We start from the raw sequence: 19,168 nt of genomic DNA, 5'->3' as shown, positions 1-19,168 counted from the left end.
TAAATCGTTAATACAGTCTGTAATTTAAAACATTAGCTATGAATCCGGATATAAAAGAAATATACAAAATAAAAACAACAGATAAGGAAACTTTGTTAAAATGGTATCAATTATTGAGGTTGGGAAGAAGCCTTGATGATCGTGCTCCTAATTATTTAAAGCAGGCTATAGGTTGGTCGTACCATGCTCCGGCGGCGGGTCATGATGCTATACAGTTGGCAATAGGTCAGGTTTTTGACAGGAACAAGGATCATTTGTTTCCATATTATAGAGATTTACAAACATCTGTATCTGCAGGCTTGACGGCTGAAGAAATAATATATAATGGAATTTCAAAAGATACAGACGTTGCTGGAGGAGGCCGGCATATGTCGAACCATTTTGCCAAACCAGAGTGGAACATTCACAATGTATCGTCTTGTACCGGGAATCATACTTTGCATGCTGTTGGTATAGCCAGGGCAATTAAATATTATAAATCTAAAGGTGTAGCCATCAGTTCGCAGGGGGAGTCTTCTGTATCAGAAGGATATGTTTATGAGGCTATAAATGGAGCCTCAAAAGAAATGCTTCCTGTGGTATTCGTTTTCCAGGATAATGGATATGGTATTTCAGTCCCCAAAAAAGACCAACAGGCCAACAGGAAGGTTGCTAAAAATTTTGAAGGATTAAAGAATATCAGAATCCTTTACTGTAATGGAAAAGATGTTTTTGACTCAATGAATGCCATGACAGAAGCAGTTAAGTGGGCAGAAGAAAATCAAAAGCCGGTTATCGTTCATGCCAATTGTGTCAGAATCCATTCGCATTCCAATTCTGACAGGCATGAATTGTATCGCGATAAAGCAGAATTAAATTATGTAAGGGAATATGATCCGATTGCTAAGTTCAGAAGGTTGTTAATCAGGTATAACAGGGCTACAGAAGATGAACTGAATCAGATTGATGAACACGTAAAAGAGGTAGTGAAAAAAGCTCATAAAGCTGGCATGGCTGCACCCGATCCAAGCCCTGACAGCGTACATGATTTTGTTTATGCTCCAGCATATCAACCTCAGAAGTTTCCAGATGGAACTCATAATGAAACATCTGAACCAAAGAAGATTATAGAGGCCTTAAATAGTACATTAAAAGCTGAGTTTCGCCGCAATCCGGACACTTTTATATATGGACAGGATATGGCAAATAAGGATAAAGGCGGCATTTTCAATGTGTCAAAAGGAATGCAACAGGAGTTTGGTCACCAGAGAGTGTTTAATGCGCCTATAGCCGAGGACTTTATCATGGGAACAGCCAACGGAATGTCGCGTTTCAATAAAAATATAAGGGTAGTTGTAGAGGGTGCTGAATTTGCAGATTATTTTTGGCCAGCCATGGAGCAATTTGTAGAAACTACGCATGAATATTGGAGAACCAAAGGTCAGTATTCCCCAAATGTAACAGTAAGGTTGGCTTCTGGTGGTTATATTGGCGGTGGATTATATCATTCGCAAACAATTGAGGGAGCGCTGACCACTTTTCCGGGAGTAAGGGTTGTTTATCCTTCATATGCAGATGATGCAGCTGGTTTACTACGAACATCTATGCGTTCGCAAGGAATGACATTGTTTTTGGAACCTAAGGCATTATACAATTCCCCTAAAGCTGCTACACCAATACCAGAAGATTTTGAGGTCCCATTTGGCAAGGCTAGGATAAGGCGAAATGGATCTGATTTAACTATGATAACATATGGCAATACTACGCACATGTGTATGGATGTAGCTGAGAAATTATCAAAAGAAGGTATAGCAGAATGCGAGGTGGTAGATTTAAGGTCGTTAGTGCCACTTGATAAAGAAACTATTTTGGAATCTGTAAAAAAGACGTCGCGCGTTTTGGTTGTACATGAGGATAAGGTTTTTGGAGGTTTTGGAGGAGAAGTTTCTGCCTATATTTCGGAGCATGCTTTTAAGTTTTTAGATGCACCGGTAATGAGAGTTGGGGCTGAATTTACACCTGTAGGATTCAACAGGATTTTAGAAGCAGCTATTTTACCCAATACTGAAAAAATAGAGAATGCAGCAAGGGAAATCTTAACATTTTAATCAAAGAGGTAGATTATGAAAAACATAGGTCTGTTTTATAGTTTTAATAGTATTAAAACAAAGCAACAAGCCCAAAAAATAATAAAAGGGTTAGGAAACGGTAATATTGAAGAGGTCAATGTTGAAGATATAGGCAACGAAGAATTTATGAAATTCACTAATTATATATTAGCAGTGCCAACTTGGTTTGATGGTGAATTGCCAAACTATTGGGATGAGTTTTTGCCTTCTATTGAAGAAGAATCTTTAAAGGGAAAGACATTTGCATTATATGGAGGTGGTGATCAGAAGGGATATCCGGAAAACTTTGTGGACGGAATTGGCATAATGGCAGACTTTATTGAAAAACGAGGGGGGAAAGTTGTTGGTTTTACATCTATAGAAGGATATGAATTTGAATCATCAAAAGCACTTAGAGGAAATCAGTTTGTTGGTTTAGCGTTGGATATTGAAAATCAAGCAGCCTTAACAGATGAACGGATTTTGAACTGGACAAAAATGATAGCAAAAGAATTTAATTAGAGTTACATATATTTTTATGAATACAAGGGAGGGATTTACCTCCCTTTTTTTGTACTTACAAAATTAACATAATATAGGGCATTAGATTTTAATATTTACGGACTCTTTATATAAGGTTTGAATACACCAAAATCGCTATAAATTGATAAAAACTAGTATCTATTCAGTCAATTTAATTTTTAAGTATAAAATATTTACTGTAGAGGAATGAAGAATGCTTAAAAACGTAGGTTTTTATAAAACTGATTATTCAATATCCTCCAGTAAAGTATAGTTATACGAATTCCCCACCAATGAAAAAGATTACATACGTAATCTAATCCTCAGGTAATTAATTTACATATATAATCACATATGTAAATTTTTAATGCTTTTATAAGTGTAATATATATTAATAGAGCAGGAGAGTAGTGCAGATTAATGTAAATAAATTACAAAAGTAATAATTATTGATCAAATTAAATTATCCTCTATAACACCTTTATTCATATTGTATATATAGCACATATTCAGACTATTATATAGGTTAAATGGAGTATATATTTAAATATTAACAAGAATACTGTCATAGCGAAGAAAAAAGAACTCAATTCAACCAAAATAATACACTTATATAGCTAATAACCAATACTATTAATCATTTATTTAAACCTATTATTTTAGCAAGTGTTAATATATTGAATATGTGTGCATTAGACATTGTTTTATATTGTACAATTGAAGGAAATATTCATAAAACCATGAAAATATATACTTATGTAATAAATTTTAAAGTGCAGTTAATTAACTACATATACTATATATATAAACAATAGCTTGACTATAGTGCCAGATCCAAAACATTCTTCCTGTAATATAGCAAGGTGTTTTAATGGCTTATTAGTCTGATAGTATTTTACGTTTGTATATAATAGAATATTAATTACATTTGTATATTATTAGTGCATTCTATTGTGATTACATAAGTAATATAAATATTCATTTTTATATATTACATGTGTAATAAAATTAGTATTACAATTGTTAATTGTGTTGATTAATGAAACAGCGGTTACAGACATTATTATCGTCAGAAAGAATATCATCATCTAAGTTTGCCGATATGATCGGTGTAAACAGATCTAGTGTATCTCATCTTTTATCAGGGCGTAATAACCCTAGTCTGGATATTCTGCAGAAAGTCCTTACTAAATTCCCTCATATTAATCCGGATTGGTTAATGTTAGGGCAAGGTAATATGTATCGTAACCAACATGAAAAGGTTGAAAATGTACATGTAAATAAAGAACTCTTTAGGACTGAAGAAATTCAAACAGATGAGCCTCCTGTACATGTGAAAAAAAGTCCTGATTTAAATAAAGCAAAGGAAAGTGAATCAACCATAGAAAAGTCTATAAAACCATCTACGAAAAAGAGTTCCGAGAATATTATTCAAGATTCTGAAGAAAATAATGAAAAAGTATTAGAAAAGATTGTATTCTTTTATTCTGATTATTCATTTGAAACTTACTATCCGGAAAGAAAGCATTGATCATTTGCTATTATTTCAACGATCATCCTCAGGTGAGTATGTACTAACTATAAATAATAATTAAAGCCTTGAGGATAACTGCCTATAAATTAGATTAGTGATAAAATTAATGGGTAGGATGAAGTTTCCTATATGCAGAGCTCGGGAGTTTAACATCCTGTTCTGTTAAATGTAAAAAGGCAAAAAGGATTTTTCTGCATTATAATCCTGATGATTGATAATCAACTCAAAATCTCTATATTTGCATGATTTATCGCAAGGTGTTTACATGAGTAAACAACAAATTTTATTATGTAATTATACAATGAGCAAAAAAGTAGAGTTATTAACTGTCACTAAAAATCGAAGAATTAACGATGAGTATGTGATTATACATGCTGCCAGTCAAGATAAATTGCCTTCGATTTACCCCGGTCAATTTGTAGACATAAAAGTAGAAAATGGTCCCAATACGTTTTTACGGCGTCCTATTTCAATACACGAAGTAAATGAAAGTAAAAATGAGATTATCCTATTGATTCAGGAAGTTGGCGAAGGAAGTCGCCTAATTGCTAAGCTTTCAGAAGGAGATTCAATTGATATGATCTATCCTTTGGGAAATTCATTTACAATTCCTGCAAAAGGCAGTAAAGCTTTGCTTGTGGGAGGTGGTGTTGGAGTAGCGCCAATGTTAATATTAGGTAGGATATTAAAGGATAATGGTGTTGAACCTTTCTTCCTTTTGGGAGCCAGAAATAACAAAATCTTAATGGAACTGGATAACTATGAGAAGATTGCTGAAGTGGCTGTTACCACAGAAGATGGTTCTCAGGGGATAAAAGGTTTTGTAACGGATCATCCATTGATGAATGAGGATTTGAACCAAATGAATATAGTATATACATGTGGACCGGATCCCATGATGCGAGCCGTAGCTGCTAAAGCAAAAAACAAGGATATTAAATGTGAGGTTTCTTTAGAAAACCTGATGGCTTGTGGTATAGGTGCTTGTTTATGCTGTGTTGTAGATACTAAAGAGGGTCATAAATGTACTTGTACTGAAGGACCGGTGTTTGATATTAAAGACTTAAAAGAATGGTAAATTTAGCTGTAGATTTAAACGGACTATCCCTTAAAAACCCGGTTATGACTGCCTCTGGAACCTTTGGTTTTGGAGAAGAATATGAGGATTTTATAAATATTGATGATTTAGGAGGTATTGTAGTAAAGGGAACTACATTACACCATCGGGAAGGTAATCCATATCCCAGGATGGCAGAAACGCCTAGTGGAATGCTCAATGCTGTTGGATTACAGAATAAAGGTGTTGATTATTTTATCAGTGATATATATCCAAGGATAAAACACTATAATACTGGAATATTTGTTAATGTATCTGGTTCTGCAATTGAGGATTATGTGGCAACGGCAGAGAAAATTAATGAACTGGATAATATACCGGGAATAGAGCTTAACATCTCGTGTCCTAACGTAAAAGAAGGCGGGATGGCTTTTGGAGTACATTGTCCTTCAGCTGTTGCTGTTACAGAAGCAGTTAGAAAAGTTTACAAAAAGCACCTAATGGTAAAGTTGTCGCCTAATGTTACAGATGTAACAGAGATAGCGAAAGCAGTTGAAGGCGCGGGAGCAGATTCCTTATCGCTTATAAATACTTTATTGGGCATGGCCATAAACGCAGAAAAACGTAAACCTTCCTTATCTACTATTACAGGTGGTTTATCGGGGCCATGTGTTAAGCCTGTTGCATTAAGGATGGTATGGCAGGTTTACAATGCTGTTAAGGTTCCTATTGTTGGTATGGGGGGTATTATGAATGCAAATGATGCCATAGAGTTTATGTTGGCTGGTGCCAGGGCTATCCAGATTGGTACTGCTAATTTCATTGATCCACAGGTAACCATAAAGGTTATTGATGGAATAAAGGATTATATGCACCGTCACGATATTAATGATGTTAATGATCTTGTAGGTGGCTTAATTACAGAATAAATCGGATATAATAATATTAAGGGTGCATAGAATATATGCATCCTTTTTTTATAATATTAAACAGGGGTGATTAATGTGTTAGTTACATGTGTAACAAATTTGTTTTAAGTTACATGTAACCACTAATTTTCAAAAGAGGCTATTAATAAGGATAACGTATTTTGTGTATACATATGTAAAATGAGTTGTATTTCCTGTTATCGAGTAAGGATTAGTAAATAAACGACTATCCCCAATTTTTTAAGTGAATATTATCCCTTGCTGTAACATTGATTATTGGTCTGAAATTGTTTTTTATAAAGTTCCATTTATCAGGAAACTGCTTAAATAAGGTGTTTATCCGATCCTTGTTTTTACTTAGTGAATCAGAAATTGCAGCAGCTGTTATTGGTCTATTCATTGACTTGCCAACATTATAGCTGGTAAGGCTAAGTCCTTCATGAGAAATTTTTAGCGCATATTTTTCCAACCGGTCTAATAATTCATGTGTTTTTTTCAATCGTGGTGGCAAATTTATGTTTTCATATGTAAACTCGCTGTTGTTTACATATGTATTTAAGGTTATGAAATCAGCCTCAATGGTAACCATATCAGATCCACTATAGCTATTTAATAAAAACGCATACTCTGCTGCTTCCTGGATAGCTTTTTTTAGTTCTGAAAATTCACCTTTATAATCTGTAATCTTTTGGAGTGCCTCATTCTGTAAAACATAATTAACCGAACCTGCTTGACTTAAATTATTTAGATAATCCATTACCCAGCCAATAACCAGATTTTCTAATGCCTCACTTTTTGCTACACTATCAATAGAATTTTTCTGATACTTAATGACCTCCTGTGATTTCCTGGCAAATCGCATTAACTTGGCTTCTTGATTCCAATAAACTTTGTTTAGGGAAATAACAGACTTTGATATTAAATGTCCAATTATAGATTTATTCTGTGTACTAAGTTTAGCTTTATCGTGTTGAACTCCAAATTGATCAAAATCACCTTTAAAATAGATAAAAACCAAGTTTCTTTTTAAGCTATTGTACTGAGGTATTGATATTAACAATATCAGGTTTTCATATTCGTTAAAAATATTTAATTGTCCTGTACCCAAATGCCTTTCTTCAAACGGAACTTGAGCTGAGTTTAACCATTTGTATTGTATTCGATCGCTCTGTAGTTGAAGTAGACCTTGGTTATTTTGGTCTATTTCTAACCTGTGCTCAACAAGACTACCATTCTGCATGTATAAGCTAATTCCTTCAAGAAGATTATTTCCATCTTCCTGGTTATAGATACCAACAATTTTATCTACACCCACAACCAGTTCGGAAATATGGTTGAGGATAGTAGAAAACAACTTGATCGTATGTTGGTTTCTAATACTTGTCATTTACAGGCTTTTAATCCACAAATATAGGTATTTTAAGAAATAATTAAGTGTATAATTAAGTAATAATTAAGGAGTTTATTTTTGAATTTAAGTCGATCAAGTTTAACTTAAATATTGAAAAAGTTACTTAAATGTCTTTAATACAACAAAATACAGTATTAGTTTTGAAATCATATTAGTAAATTAATTAATCACCTAATAAAGTATTTAAGTTATGTTGGAAATAAAATTAAGTTTTGAGAAATGGTTAATTCAGATAACCGAAATGTGTATTGATTGGTTTATGAACCTTTTCGCTGATCCGGAATATTATTGGGTTGCAGAAACATATCCTGGCAAAAAAATGCAAACAGTTAATACTTCTTGCGAACAAAAAACAAGTGATAAAAAGAAGGGTATGCTCGATTATGAAATATTCGTTGTAAACAAAGTATTTAATTCGTTAATTTCCAATATTTCTAATGGTATATATTACACTACGGATAGAGTAAGAAATGCTGTTAAGGGACTAAACAAAGTTGAATTTTCAAGAGTATTAAAATTTCTGCACCCTTTACTATTACAAGGAATGGTTTGATTGATTATATTTGGAGCAAATTTAAAATATATGCATAATTTTTTTAGGCATTTAATTGGATTTGTCATCCTGGTAATATTACCTGTAAGCCTGTATAGCAAAAATATACTATCAAAAAGCGCAACTGTTTCGATATTAACTTGTTCGGAAGGAGATGAATTATATTCTGCATTTGGGCACTCGGCAATTAGGGTATTTGATAAGGAACGTAATGTTGATTTGGTATTCAATTATGGAACTTTTGATTTTAATACGCCAAACTTTTACCTGAAGTTTGCAAACGGGAAATTGAATTATCTTCTTAGTTATAATAAATTTAAAAGGTTTTTACCAGAATATTTTTCAGATAACCGGGGTGTGATTGAACAGGAATTGAACCTTTCATACAAAGAGAAACAACAAATTTTTAATGCACTAATTGAGAATTATAAGCCAGAGAATCGCTTTTATAAATATGATTTTTTTTATGACAATTGTGCCACCAGAATATTTGATATAATTAAGGACAATATTGATGGTGAAGTTATAATTAAGCGCGATACAATAAATTGCGATAGGACTTTTCGAAATTACTTACATCATTATTTATCAGAATCTCCATGGATAGAAATGGGGCTAAAAATTCTTCTTGGACTCCCGGCAGATAAAATTGCTACCCCAAAAGAATCTACTTTTTTACCTGATTTTTTAATGGAAGTTTTAAATAATTCTGAAATCAGTAGCACAGATAATTCAAGAGATTTGATAGCAAAAACAAATATTTTATTAGAAAAAGATTTGACTAAAACTGGAGACAATTTTAGAATTACCCCAATCTTTTGTGCATGGATGCTTCTTATTTTAGTTTTATTAGGATCATTTTTAATTAATAAAGCACATTTTGCATGGAATATTTTTGATAGAATTTTGTTTGGTGTATGTGGTTTAATCGGGCTATTAATATTATATCTATGGCTGGCTACTGATCATCAGGTTACCAGGTATAATATGAATATTTTATGGTCTTTTCCATCATTTATAATTATTGCTTTATTCAATTGGAAATCAAATAAAAACAAGAAATTATTGTGGGTTAACCTGGTCTTGGTTACAATTTTTATAATTGGATGGTACTGGATTCCGCAGGATTTTCCTCAAGCAAGTTTGCCTTTCTCAATCATTATATTATATAGAATAATAAGTAGGATTAAACCTGTTTTTATGGAATTACAAACCCCTTAGTAACGGGCAAAAGGGTAACAATTGCATTAAATTATCGTATAGGCCATTAAAATGTGTGTATATGCAGGCTGGAGTACAATTTTAAAGTATATATCTAGTGGGATATTTCTAGTATTTGTGTATTTTTGAGCCAATAAATATCGAGCTTAATGTCATTATTATATAAAATAACAACGTCTACAACCATATTATTAACGCTTGGAATTATAAGTCTTTCTGTATTTGATTCAGGAAACTCGTTTGGTGGAGATTTTATTCCCCCTAAACCAACAGTTTCGTCACATCGTATATCAAATGTTTTTTCGGACCTCGAAGAATTTGAAGTTGTTGATTACAATGTAAATAGGTTTCTTAGGAGAAATAATTTGGCAGGAGCTTCTTTATCAATCGCAAAAGATGGCAAGTTAGTTTTTGCAAAAGGGTATGGATATGCAGACAAAGAACGTTCTATTAGTGTTGAACCTTATAATTTGTTTAGAATAGCCAGTGTTTCAAAATTAATTACAGCTGTGGCCATCATGAAGCTTTCTGAAGAAGGAAAACTGACTTTAGAAAGTAAAGTTTTTGGATCTGATGGAATTTTAAATGATTCTATATACCTGAATTATAGGGATAAAAAAGTAGAAAGGATTACAGTACGTCAGTTATTAAACCATTCTGCAGGTTGGACAAACCGCTGGGGTGATCCTATGTTTATGCCAACGGTCATTAGTCAAAAGCTTGGGGTAGAGTATCCTATAGAAAGTGAAGATATTATTCAATTTATGCTTCAAAAGCGTTTGCATTATCCTCCTGGAACAATGTCGTCCTATAGCAATTTTGGTTATACAATTCTTGAACAAGTTATAGAAAAAGCTTCCGGTTTAGATTATGAAATGTATGTGAAAACCAATGTATTATATCCATTGGAGATTTTTGATATGCAAATAGGAAGAAGCTATCCCTGGGAGCGCCTGGACCTGGAAGTAAAGTACTATGAACCTCAGGATGGATATTTTGTAAAAGATCATATGGGAGGTGCAGAACAAGTATTAAGAAGTTATGGTGGCAACGACATAAAAACCTTAGGTGCAGCCGGTGGTTGGGTAAGTTCCACAACAGATCTTCTGAAACTTGTTGTAGCAATAGATGGCTTTGATGAACCTGAAGATATACTTTCGGAAGAAAGCATAAATGAAATGGTCAGTAAAGAGCTTCTAGGAGGAAGTCCACTAGGATGGCGCGGTGTTCGGGATGGTAAATATTGGTATCGTACAGGAACATTAGCAGGAACATCTGCTTTAGTTATGCGACGCGATGATGGCATTTCATATGCAATTGTATTTAATACCAGTTCATGGAAAGGTCCTGAGTTTGCTAATGACATTAAATATATGATGGACCGCAGCATTGCTAAGATTGACGAATGGCCAACACAAAACCTTTTTGATCTAAAGACAAAAGAAAAACCTTCACGCAAAAGAATTATATTTTAATTACAATTGAGTTGCCCGCTTTTATACTACATTGCTTAGCCTTTATATAAACCTTTGTCTCTCTATTTTGTTTAGATCTTAAATGCTTTTAAGATAGCATTGAAATTTCGCACTTATCCTAAAAGTGATTGTATATTTCAAAATCTAAGCGTATAAATTAAGTTAAATAAGATATATGTACAAAACTGAGAGCTTCACTATAACTAAGTTACCCTTTGGTGAAAGAAGGAAAAATTTCAAACCTGATTTGAAATTATTTGAGTATTTAAAAGAAGATGGGATTAGAAAAATGGTCAGTGATCATTATGACTTATTAGTCAAAAGTGAAATAAAAGATATATTCCCAGATTCAGATCAATTACTTGAAGGTGCAAAAAAAAGATCTGCTGATTTTTTTATTCAACGTTTTGGAGGTCCGGAATATTATAAAATGACGCGAGGAAACCCAATGTTGGCAGATAGGCATTTGCCGTTTAAAATTACACCTAAGGCTAGAATTGTTTGGTTGAAATGTTATAGAGAAGTAATTTGTAATCTTACAGAAGTACCTTTTGAAATATTATTGTCTTTTTGGAAATGGTTAGATGAGTTTTCTAATTGGATGGTTAATGAAGATGACGAACCTGTTTACAAAATGAATTTCTCACTCTAATTAAATTTGTATTACAATACTACTTTGAAAATATAGAACTCAAATTGTCTTATAGTTGATATTATGTTAATATTGTAGGGGATTTTAAAATGAACCTTTCTGAATACTGGTCTATTTAAACTTTTCGCAATAAAGATTAAATGTAATAAAAAAGATTTACTGGACATTTAATAATGATTTTCTTAAGTTTATAGCTTTATATAATTCTTTAAACATTAAATCATTATGAAAAAATATATAATTATTGTATTTGCTGTTTTAATATCAATAATTGCGCACGCACAAACCAAAAAAGAAGTTCAGTACACTTTAGATACATTGATAAAATCTAATAAAAATTTACATGAGGATTATAATCAGTTGAAAAAAGAATGGAATATTTATAATCAGTTCTTTATGCATGTAAAAGATAAATTCTTCCCTCCTGAAGAAATTAACTTATCTGTAAATGAAGCGATAAGCAGATTTGATCAATTGTATTCAAATATCGAAAACCAATTAATAAAGAATAGCAATATTAATGTTGAATTAAGAGATTCCATTGCAACACTTAGCAAAATTAGTACTGAATTAGAGAAAAATAATGATATATATAGGAAGTTAATATTAAGTTCTTTAAGTGAACCCTTTTATCCAAAGTCCGAGAAAGAATTGGTTGGGCAGTGGAATCTGTTTTTAAATCCTTTATCAATTAAAGGAGATCCTTTTGAATCGGGAATTGTTGGTATCAATGTTTTAGATGTAGCAGATAGTATCAGTTGTTATAATATTTTTAAAATTGAAATACAGCAAGATGATTTAGCAACCTTGTTTTTTAGTGATGGTAAAGAGCAGAAATGCTTTTACTCAATTTCAGAGTTCAACCATAATATGCCATACTCTGTGTATTTTTCTAAACAAGAAGAATTCAAACTGGTTTTAAGGGTATCCCCCATGCATAATGGATTAATGGTTTCCTATGAAATTCCTGTAAAAACTGACAAGGTGCTTTATTATTACGGATTAATGAAACGGAAATAAAAACAAATTCAAACATAATTAATTACTTTTGCATTTAAATAAAAGGATTGAAAATGCAAGAATATCAAAAGTTGTTGGAAAAACTAAAGGAGAACAAAAAGTGGCCAATGCTATACATGTTTAAATTTATTGTACCAAATGAAGGTGGCAAAGTTGATCAGGTAAAAGCTTTGCTCCCCAAACATGGTTCTTTATCCTTTAAACATACAAAAAACCTGAAGTTTGTATCAATCACCTGTAAAGCTTCTATGAAAGACGCTGAAAGTATTGTTAAAATTACTGCAGAAGCATCAAAAATTGAAGGATTAATATCCTTATAAATTTTTATGGCCTTCTTATTTGTTTTAAGGAGGGCTTAAATTTTAATAGAAAAAATGTATTCTAACACATAAAACAAAAAAAGTCATAACTACAGTTATGACTTTTTTTGTGAACCTGAAGGGATTCGAACCCCTAACCTCTGCGGCCGTAACGCAGTGCACTATCCAGTTATGCTACAGGTCCATCTTAAATATTTTTTTCAGATTATTACATCTTAAAAAAGTGAATCTGAAGGGACTCGAACCCCTAACCTCTGCGGCCGTAACGCAGTGCTCTATCCAATTAAGCTACAGATCCAATTAATATATTTGAGCAATCGTTTTTCTCAAATGCGGTGCAAATATAGGGAATTTATTTTTATCATACCAACTAAAAAACTTAAAAACTTAACAATATTTTGACTAACCAAAATGTAGATCTGAATAACAATAAGGTATTCAGATTTTTAACTAAAAAAAAGAACAGTCATTAAACTGTTCTTTTTTTGCCTTTTTTTATCCTTTGGGATTATTTAATATAGATTTTGTCTAATAAGTTTCTGTATCTACTGTAAATATGTGCCGACTGCGTATTATCTCCGTCCTCATATTTATATGTTAAAACCTTATTATATTCATAATCCTGGTTATAATCATAGCTTCTTATTAGCAGGTTAACAGAGTTTTGGTTTTCTTTTTTTAGTTCTGAAATATCAAAAGATGCAACGCCCCAAATAACAGATGACCACATATCTCCATTGTCATTGTGCTTTAACTCTAGTATTATTTCGCCATTTTCCGTAACAGGATTTGATATATCATGTATTAAATTCACATAATGGACTTTGTAGTTTCCATAATACTCAAAATGAACATTTAAATAATTATCCGTAAACCAAGTTTCTACAATATGAATTGGAGTTTCCCCAATTGAATCTGTGATTTCAGTTGTAGTTTCGTTAGTGAAATTAAATATTGGTTTTGTCAATATTTCTTTTATATTTTTTATAACTACATAATAATCATTAGTTTCCCCACCTTCAATTTCTTCAACAATTGTATATTTAAACAATACACGCATCCCATCTTCAACATCATTAATATCATCTTTTTGAAAAAACTTAAAACCATCATCAGTAATAATATGGAATGAGTTGTCTTCAAATATGACAGTACCTGTACTTAATGCGTAATTTTCATAGGCATCATAGTTTTCAATGTCGTCGCATGCAGTAATAACTAATAAAGTAGTAATTGTATACAAAAAAAACTTCAACTTCTTCATTACTCAATATTTTTAAATTATTATATATCAAGATGACTATAAAAAAATATAGAGGTTGCGTTTGATAGTTTTTATTTCAGACACTCTTTCAGTCTTTCTATGTTTATTATTTCAATGTTCTTTCCGTTTGCTAAAATAATTCCTTCATTATGTAGTTCACGCATTCCCCTGCCAACAGAAGGTCTGGTTACCCCAAACAATTCAGATAGCTCGTTTTGTGATTTGTCGAGTACTACTTGGCTTTTCCCTTTAGAGGATTGTAAAATGTAATTTGCTATTTTACCTTTTACTGTTTGAAATGTAAGAAATTTTATTTTTTGTGATAAAAACTGAGAGCGGTTTGAAATTGTGTTTAAGAAGTTCAAAAGTATCTTTTCATTTTTTTGAAATATTCTTAATACAGAAGGTTTAGGGATAATTAGTAGTTGGGAATCAATATTTGCAATTATATTAACCGGAAATGTATTTGATTTACCAAACAAGAAGGCTACAGCCAAGGGCCGAGGAGCTTCAATATCTTCAATCTTAATTGTTTTTCCTGAAAAATCTATCATCTCCCCTTTTACACTGCCTGATAATACAATATATAGTTTATCCACCTGTTGCCCTGAATAAACTACCATTTGTCCTTTACTATATTTTTTTAACTGATAATGGATTCCATCAAATGTATTATCAATTTCATCCAGGCTTAATCCCATAAACAGGGGACTCTTTTCAAGTATTGTAAAATCTTGTGTCATGTTATTTATAAAAGCTTTTTATCATGTTTTTTTTAAAAACATAAAGAAAGATACATTTTTTTTTCATGATTGTAACATATGTTACAGACTTGGTAGTGCATTTAGGTACATCTTTGCATTAAAGAAAACTATAATTGACATAAAGATGGAAAGAGATATAATAAAAATAGACGAAGAATTATGCAATGGATGCGGAGAGTGTGTCCCTGGATGTCATGAAGGAGCGTTACAAATTATTGATGGTAAAGCGCGATTAATCAGCGACCTGATGTGTGATGGTTTGGGAGCTTGCTTAGGTCATTGTCCTATGGGAGCTATGGAAATTGAGAGAAGGGAGGCTGAACCTTATGATGAAGTAAAGGTAATGGAGATCATGGTTAAAAAGGGGAAAAATACTGTTATAGCCCACTTAAAGCATTTAAAAGATCATAATGAAATTGATTTTTTAAAAGAAGCTATGGGATTTTTGAAAAAGAATCCGGATAAATATGATTTTGATTTACAAGAAATTATAAATGTTATGCATAATAATGAAAAACCACAAGCTGAACATCATATGGGAGGTGGTTGTCCCGGGTCACAAAATCGGGAAATTAAAAGGAATACTTTTTCTTTAGCATCAGAAACAACTGCAATACCTCAAACATCTGAACTACGTCAGTGGCCAACCCAATTGCATTTGGTAAATCCGGGCGCAAGTTTTTTTAATGAAGCGGATATGGTATTAGCTGCAGATTGCGTTCCTTTTGCCATGGGCAATTTTCATCAAAAATTTCTTAAAGGTAAGGTAATGGCAAATGCATGCCCAAAGCTTGACAGTGGTATGGATATTTATTTGCAGAAGTTAGTTGCCTTAATTGATAATGCCCGAATTAACTCATTAACTGTTGTAATTATGCAAGTTCCTTGTTGTGGAGGGTTGCTTGGTTTAGCTCAACAAGCTGTGCAATTAGCCTCTCGAAAAATTCCAATTAAAAAGGCAGTAATTTCTATTGAAGGAGAGGTTCTTTCCGAGGAGTGGATATAGAATATTATCAATAAACAATAATCTGTAAGTAATTTAAAAATATCTAATATAAAAACGAAAACTATGTCGATGTTTTGTTATCAGTGCCAGGAAGCAGCAAAGGGAACCGGCTGCACAATAAAAGGAGTTTGTGGAAAAACCGACGAGGTTGCCGCTCTTCAGGATGTATTATTATTTGTGACAAAAGGCCTTGCTCATGTAAATACAGTTGCAGTAGATCATAATTTAGAAAATGGGAAAGCCTATAAATTCATGATTGATGCTTTATTCATTACAATTACTAATGCCAATTTTGATGGAGGTAAAATTGTAACTAAGATTACTGAAGGTATTGAGTTAAGAGATCAGATTAAAGCTTCACTAAATAAGGCCGGAGCTTCGGTAACTTCTGATGATAAAAGTATTACATATGCAGGTAAATCAAAAGATGATTTCTTAAAAGTTGCGCCTGCCATTGGTATTCTTTCAATCGAAAATGAAGATATTCGTTCTTTGAAAGAACTGCTTACATATGGTATTAAAGGAATGGCTGCTTATGCAGAGCATGCTTTAAATTTGGGATATGAAAGCAAAGAAATTTGCCAATTTATCCAAAAAGCTTTGGTTGCAACTACCAATAACTCTTTAAGTGGAGACGAATTGGTAGGTTTGGTATTAGAATGTGGTAAATATGGTGTTGATGTTATGGCATTATTGGATAAAGCCAATACTGAAAGCTATGGTAATCCTGAAATTACTTCGGTAAACCTGGGTGTGCGAAACAATCCTGCAATTCTTATCTCCGGTCATGACTTAAAGGATATGGAAGAATTGCTTAAGCAAACTGAAGGAACAGGTGTAGATGTGTATACACACAGTGAAATGTTACCAGCAAACTACTATCCTGCCTTTAAAAAGTATGAGCATTTTGTTGGTAACTATGGTAATGCATGGTGGAAGCAAAAAGAGGAATTTGAATCGTTTAACGGTCCTATTCTGTTTACAACCAATTGTATTGTTCCACCAAATGACAGTTATAAAAACCGTGTTTATACTACAGGCGCTAGTGGTTTTGATGGATGTACACATATTGCAAACCGGGTTGATGGTCAGCCAAAAGATTTTAGTGTAATAATTGAGCATGCTAAAAAATGTGCGGCTCCAACAGAAATTGAAACAGGTGAAATTGTAGGAGGATTCGCACATAACCAAGTACTTCAATTGGCAGATAAAGTTGTGGATGCTGTTAAAGGAGGAGCTATTAAGAAATTTGTTGTGATGGCCGGCTGTGATGGAAGAATGAATAGCCGAAACTATTATACCGATTTTGCAAATGAATTACCAAACGATACGGTTATTTTAACTGCAGGATGTGCTAAATACCGCTATAACAAATTGCCACTGGGTGATATTGGTGGAATACCAAGGGTTTTGGATGCTGGACAGTGCAACGATTCGTATTCGTTGGCGGTAACTGCGCTTAAATTAAAAGAAGTGTTTGGTTTAGAAGATATCAATGATCTTCCTATTGTATATAACATTGCCTGGTATGAGCAAAAAGCAGTTATAGTATTGCTTGCCTTATTGAGCCTGGGAGTTAAAAATATCAATTTAGGACCAACGTTGCCTGCGTTCCTATCTCCAAATGTTGCTAATGTTTTAGTAGAGAACTTTGGAATTGGAGGAATTTCAGATGTGAAATCTGATATAGAAAGTATGATTCTTTCTTAATATTAATAGTATTTACTAATAATATATATAATATCCCTCTCATTTATAAATGCGGGGGATTTTTGTTTTATTTTAGAGGCTTTATAGCTAAAGGATGAATTATAAAACAATTGAATCGGTAATCACTTTTTTAAGAATGGACAATCCTCCTGTAAAAAGGGAAGACTCTCAGGAGCATATTATTATAAAAGAATTTGCTAAACCTATTGATATTGCAGAGTATTTGAGAATGTACCGTGATGTTGGAGCTGAACTCAATTGGTTAGACAGGTTTTTTATGGATACGTCAGAACTTAACTCAAAGATAAACCATCCTAATACACATATTCACACATTCAGCATTAATAAAAAATTTGCTGGATATTGTGAACTAATCAAGGAATCTCAATATGTAGAAATCCTGTATTTTGGACTTACAGAACCTTTTATCGGTAAAGGATTTGGAAAATACTTACTCAATAAAACTATAGAATTAGCATGGAATTTAAATCCTGAATGGATTCAGTTAAATACTTGCGATTTAGATCACCCTAACGCGCTTTCTACATACAAAAAGGCAGGTTTTAAAGCCTATAAAACTAAAATAGAAGAAAAGAGAATAAAATAAAATCCCTTCCCTCCTTTTAAAGTATTGAATTTTCTATCTATTCAAAGCAATAGATGAATTTGATTATTATATCCTTAATTCAAAAGTAAAAATGCTTATGAAAGTGCGTTTTTCATAGTGATTCCCAAATCAGCCGGAGATTCCACTACATGTATACCGCACTCCTGCATTACCTTCATTTTTGCCGCTGCAGTATCTTCTGCCCCACCAATAATAGCTCCGGCATGTCCCATCCGCCTACCTTTAGGAGCTGTTTGTCCTGCAATAAAACCAACAACAGGTTTAGTACTATGTTCTTTTATCCAAAGAGCAGCTTCTGTTTCCATACTGCCGCCTATTTCTCCTATCATAATAATTCCATCTGTTTCTGCATCATTCATCAATAGCTCCACAGCTTCTTTTGTAGTGGTTCCAATTATAGGATCTCCCCCTATCCCTATACAGGTACTTTGTCCGAGTCCTTCTTTTGTAAGCTGATCAACAGCCTCATATGTTAATGTTCCTGATCGTGAAACAACACCGATTCTGCCTTTTGAATGAATGAATCCAGGCATGATTCCTACCTTGGCCAACCCAGGAGAAATGACTCCGGGACAATTGGGGCCAACCAAACGTACATTTTTACCTGCAATATAGTTTTTTACCTTTACCATATCTGAGGTCGGTATTCCTTCTGTAACAGCGATGATCACACCAATACCGGCATTGGCAGCTTCCATAATTGCATCTGCAGCAAATGGTGGTGGAACAAAAATTACAGACACATCAGCCATGGTCTTATTTACTGCTTCCTCAACAGTATTAAAAACAGGTAGGTTCATATGGGTAGTTCCTCCTTTTCCAGGGGTTACACCTCCTACAACATTGGTTCCGTATTCTATCATTTGTGAAGCATGAAAACTGCCTTCACTCCCGGTAAATCCCTGAACTATGACTTTAGATTTTTCTGAAACTAATACGCTCATGTGATATATGTTTATCTAAATATTTACACTTTCCAAATTAAAAATAATTTCAACAGTAACCCAATATACTA

18 protein-coding genes and 2 tRNA genes are annotated in these 19,168 nt (G+C 32.9%); 14 read left to right on the top strand and 6 right to left on the bottom strand.

Annotated elements, in window-relative coordinates; all coding sequences use genetic code 11:
• The first annotated feature begins 38 nt into the window (after positions 1-38).
• The 5 genes from OM074_RS09025 to OM074_RS09005 all read left to right on the top strand — a co-directional run bounded on the left by OM074_RS09025 (position 39) and on the right by OM074_RS09005 (position 6,129).
• On the top strand, positions 39-2,087 hold the full coding sequence (locus OM074_RS09025) for an alpha-ketoacid dehydrogenase subunit alpha/beta (protein ID WP_301199135.1): 2,049 nt from the start codon (positions 39-41) through the stop codon (positions 2,085-2,087).
• A 15-nt stretch (positions 2,088-2,102) separates the two neighbouring features.
• The gene (locus OM074_RS09020) at positions 2,103-2,609 is read left to right on the top strand and encodes a flavodoxin (protein ID WP_301199134.1); all 507 of its coding nucleotides are present in this window, start codon (positions 2,103-2,105) and stop codon (positions 2,607-2,609) included.
• 1,039 nt (positions 2,610-3,648) lie between these two features.
• Positions 3,649-4,140: a helix-turn-helix domain-containing protein gene (locus tag OM074_RS09015; RefSeq protein ID WP_301199133.1), complete on the top strand. Its 492-nt coding sequence runs from the start codon at positions 3,649-3,651 to the stop codon at positions 4,138-4,140.
• 304 nt (positions 4,141-4,444) lie between these two features.
• A complete protein-coding gene (locus OM074_RS09010) occupies positions 4,445-5,221 on the top strand; it encodes a dihydroorotate dehydrogenase electron transfer subunit (protein WP_301199132.1) in 777 nt (258 codons plus the stop codon).
• Positions 5,215-6,129, top strand: coding sequence for a dihydroorotate dehydrogenase (locus tag OM074_RS09005; protein ID WP_301199131.1), 915 nt, complete (start codon positions 5,215-5,217; stop codon positions 6,127-6,129). The genes OM074_RS09010 and OM074_RS09005 overlap by 7 nt, the downstream gene beginning before the upstream one ends.
• Before the next feature lie 226 nt (positions 6,130-6,355).
• Here the strand turns inward: OM074_RS09005 and OM074_RS09000 are convergent, their stop codons facing one another.
• Positions 6,356-7,516: a hypothetical protein gene (locus tag OM074_RS09000; RefSeq protein ID WP_301199130.1), complete on the bottom strand. Its 1,161-nt coding sequence runs from the start codon at positions 7,514-7,516 to the stop codon at positions 6,356-6,358.
• 214 nt (positions 7,517-7,730) lie between these two features.
• Between OM074_RS09000 and OM074_RS08995 the strand changes: the two genes are divergently transcribed.
• The 6 genes from OM074_RS08995 to OM074_RS08970 all read left to right on the top strand — a co-directional run bounded on the left by OM074_RS08995 (position 7,731) and on the right by OM074_RS08970 (position 12,781).
• Positions 7,731-8,093: a hypothetical protein gene (locus tag OM074_RS08995; RefSeq protein ID WP_301199129.1), complete on the top strand. Its 363-nt coding sequence runs from the start codon at positions 7,731-7,733 to the stop codon at positions 8,091-8,093.
• 30 nt (positions 8,094-8,123) lie between these two features.
• Positions 8,124-9,314, top strand: a complete 1,191-nt coding sequence (locus OM074_RS08990) for a lipoprotein N-acyltransferase Lnb domain-containing protein (RefSeq protein WP_301199128.1) — start codon at positions 8,124-8,126, stop codon at positions 9,312-9,314.
• Positions 9,315-9,463: 149 nt separating this feature from the next.
• Positions 9,464-10,789, top strand: coding sequence for a serine hydrolase domain-containing protein (locus OM074_RS08985; RefSeq protein WP_301199127.1), 1,326 nt, complete (start codon positions 9,464-9,466; stop codon positions 10,787-10,789).
• Between the two features lie 175 nt (positions 10,790-10,964).
• Positions 10,965-11,441, top strand: a complete 477-nt coding sequence (locus tag OM074_RS08980) for a globin domain-containing protein (RefSeq protein ID WP_301199126.1) — start codon at positions 10,965-10,967, stop codon at positions 11,439-11,441.
• A gap of 225 nt (positions 11,442-11,666) precedes the next feature.
• Complete coding sequence (locus OM074_RS08975) at positions 11,667-12,461, top strand: hypothetical protein (protein ID WP_301199125.1); 795 nt, start codon at positions 11,667-11,669, stop codon at positions 12,459-12,461.
• Positions 12,462-12,514: 53 nt separating this feature from the next.
• Entirely contained in the window at positions 12,515-12,781 is a 267-nt protein-coding gene (locus OM074_RS08970) for a DUF493 family protein (RefSeq protein ID WP_301199124.1), read from the top strand.
• A 110-nt stretch (positions 12,782-12,891) separates the two neighbouring features.
• Here the strand turns inward: OM074_RS08970 and OM074_RS08965 are convergent.
• The 4 genes from OM074_RS08965 to OM074_RS08950 form a co-directional block, all read right to left on the bottom strand.
• Positions 12,892-12,965: transfer RNA gene (locus OM074_RS08965), tRNA-Arg, on the bottom strand.
• Between the two features lie 40 nt (positions 12,966-13,005).
• Positions 13,006-13,079 (bottom strand) — tRNA-Arg (locus tag OM074_RS08960).
• Positions 13,080-13,289: 210 nt separating this feature from the next.
• Entirely contained in the window at positions 13,290-14,045 is a 756-nt protein-coding gene (locus OM074_RS08955; RefSeq protein ID WP_301199123.1) for a NigD1/NigD2 family lipoprotein, read from the bottom strand.
• A gap of 71 nt (positions 14,046-14,116) precedes the next feature.
• Entirely contained in the window at positions 14,117-14,788 is a 672-nt protein-coding gene (locus tag OM074_RS08950) for a Crp/Fnr family transcriptional regulator (RefSeq protein ID WP_301199122.1), read from the bottom strand.
• A gap of 145 nt (positions 14,789-14,933) precedes the next feature.
• Here OM074_RS08950 and OM074_RS08945 point away from each other — a divergent pair, with 145 nt between their 5' ends.
• From OM074_RS08945 to OM074_RS08935, 3 genes are all read left to right on the top strand, one after another.
• A complete protein-coding gene (locus OM074_RS08945) occupies positions 14,934-15,815 on the top strand; it encodes an ATP-binding protein (RefSeq protein ID WP_301199121.1) in 882 nt (293 codons plus the stop codon).
• 63 nt (positions 15,816-15,878) lie between these two features.
• Positions 15,879-17,525 (top strand): hydroxylamine reductase, encoded by a 1,647-nt coding sequence (gene hcp / locus OM074_RS08940; RefSeq protein ID WP_301199120.1) that lies wholly within the window; start codon positions 15,879-15,881, stop codon positions 17,523-17,525.
• A 94-nt stretch (positions 17,526-17,619) separates the two neighbouring features.
• Positions 17,620-18,132, top strand: coding sequence for a GNAT family N-acetyltransferase (locus tag OM074_RS08935; RefSeq protein ID WP_301199119.1), 513 nt, complete (start codon positions 17,620-17,622; stop codon positions 18,130-18,132).
• Positions 18,133-18,227: 95 nt separating this feature from the next.
• Here OM074_RS08935 and sucD read toward each other — a convergent pair whose 3' ends face one another.
• Positions 18,228-19,097 (bottom strand): succinate--CoA ligase subunit alpha, encoded by an 870-nt coding sequence (gene sucD / locus OM074_RS08930; RefSeq protein WP_301199118.1) that lies wholly within the window; start codon positions 19,095-19,097, stop codon positions 18,228-18,230.
• Positions 19,098-19,168 lie beyond the last annotated feature (71 nt).

Source organism: Plebeiibacterium marinum, assembly GCF_026013615.1.
Taxonomy (GTDB): Bacteria; Bacteroidota; Bacteroidia; order Bacteroidales; family Marinilabiliaceae; genus Saccharicrinis; species Saccharicrinis marinus_A.
The sequence above is the reverse complement of the archived record's forward strand: the minus strand, read 5'-3'. Positions and strand labels throughout refer to the sequence as shown.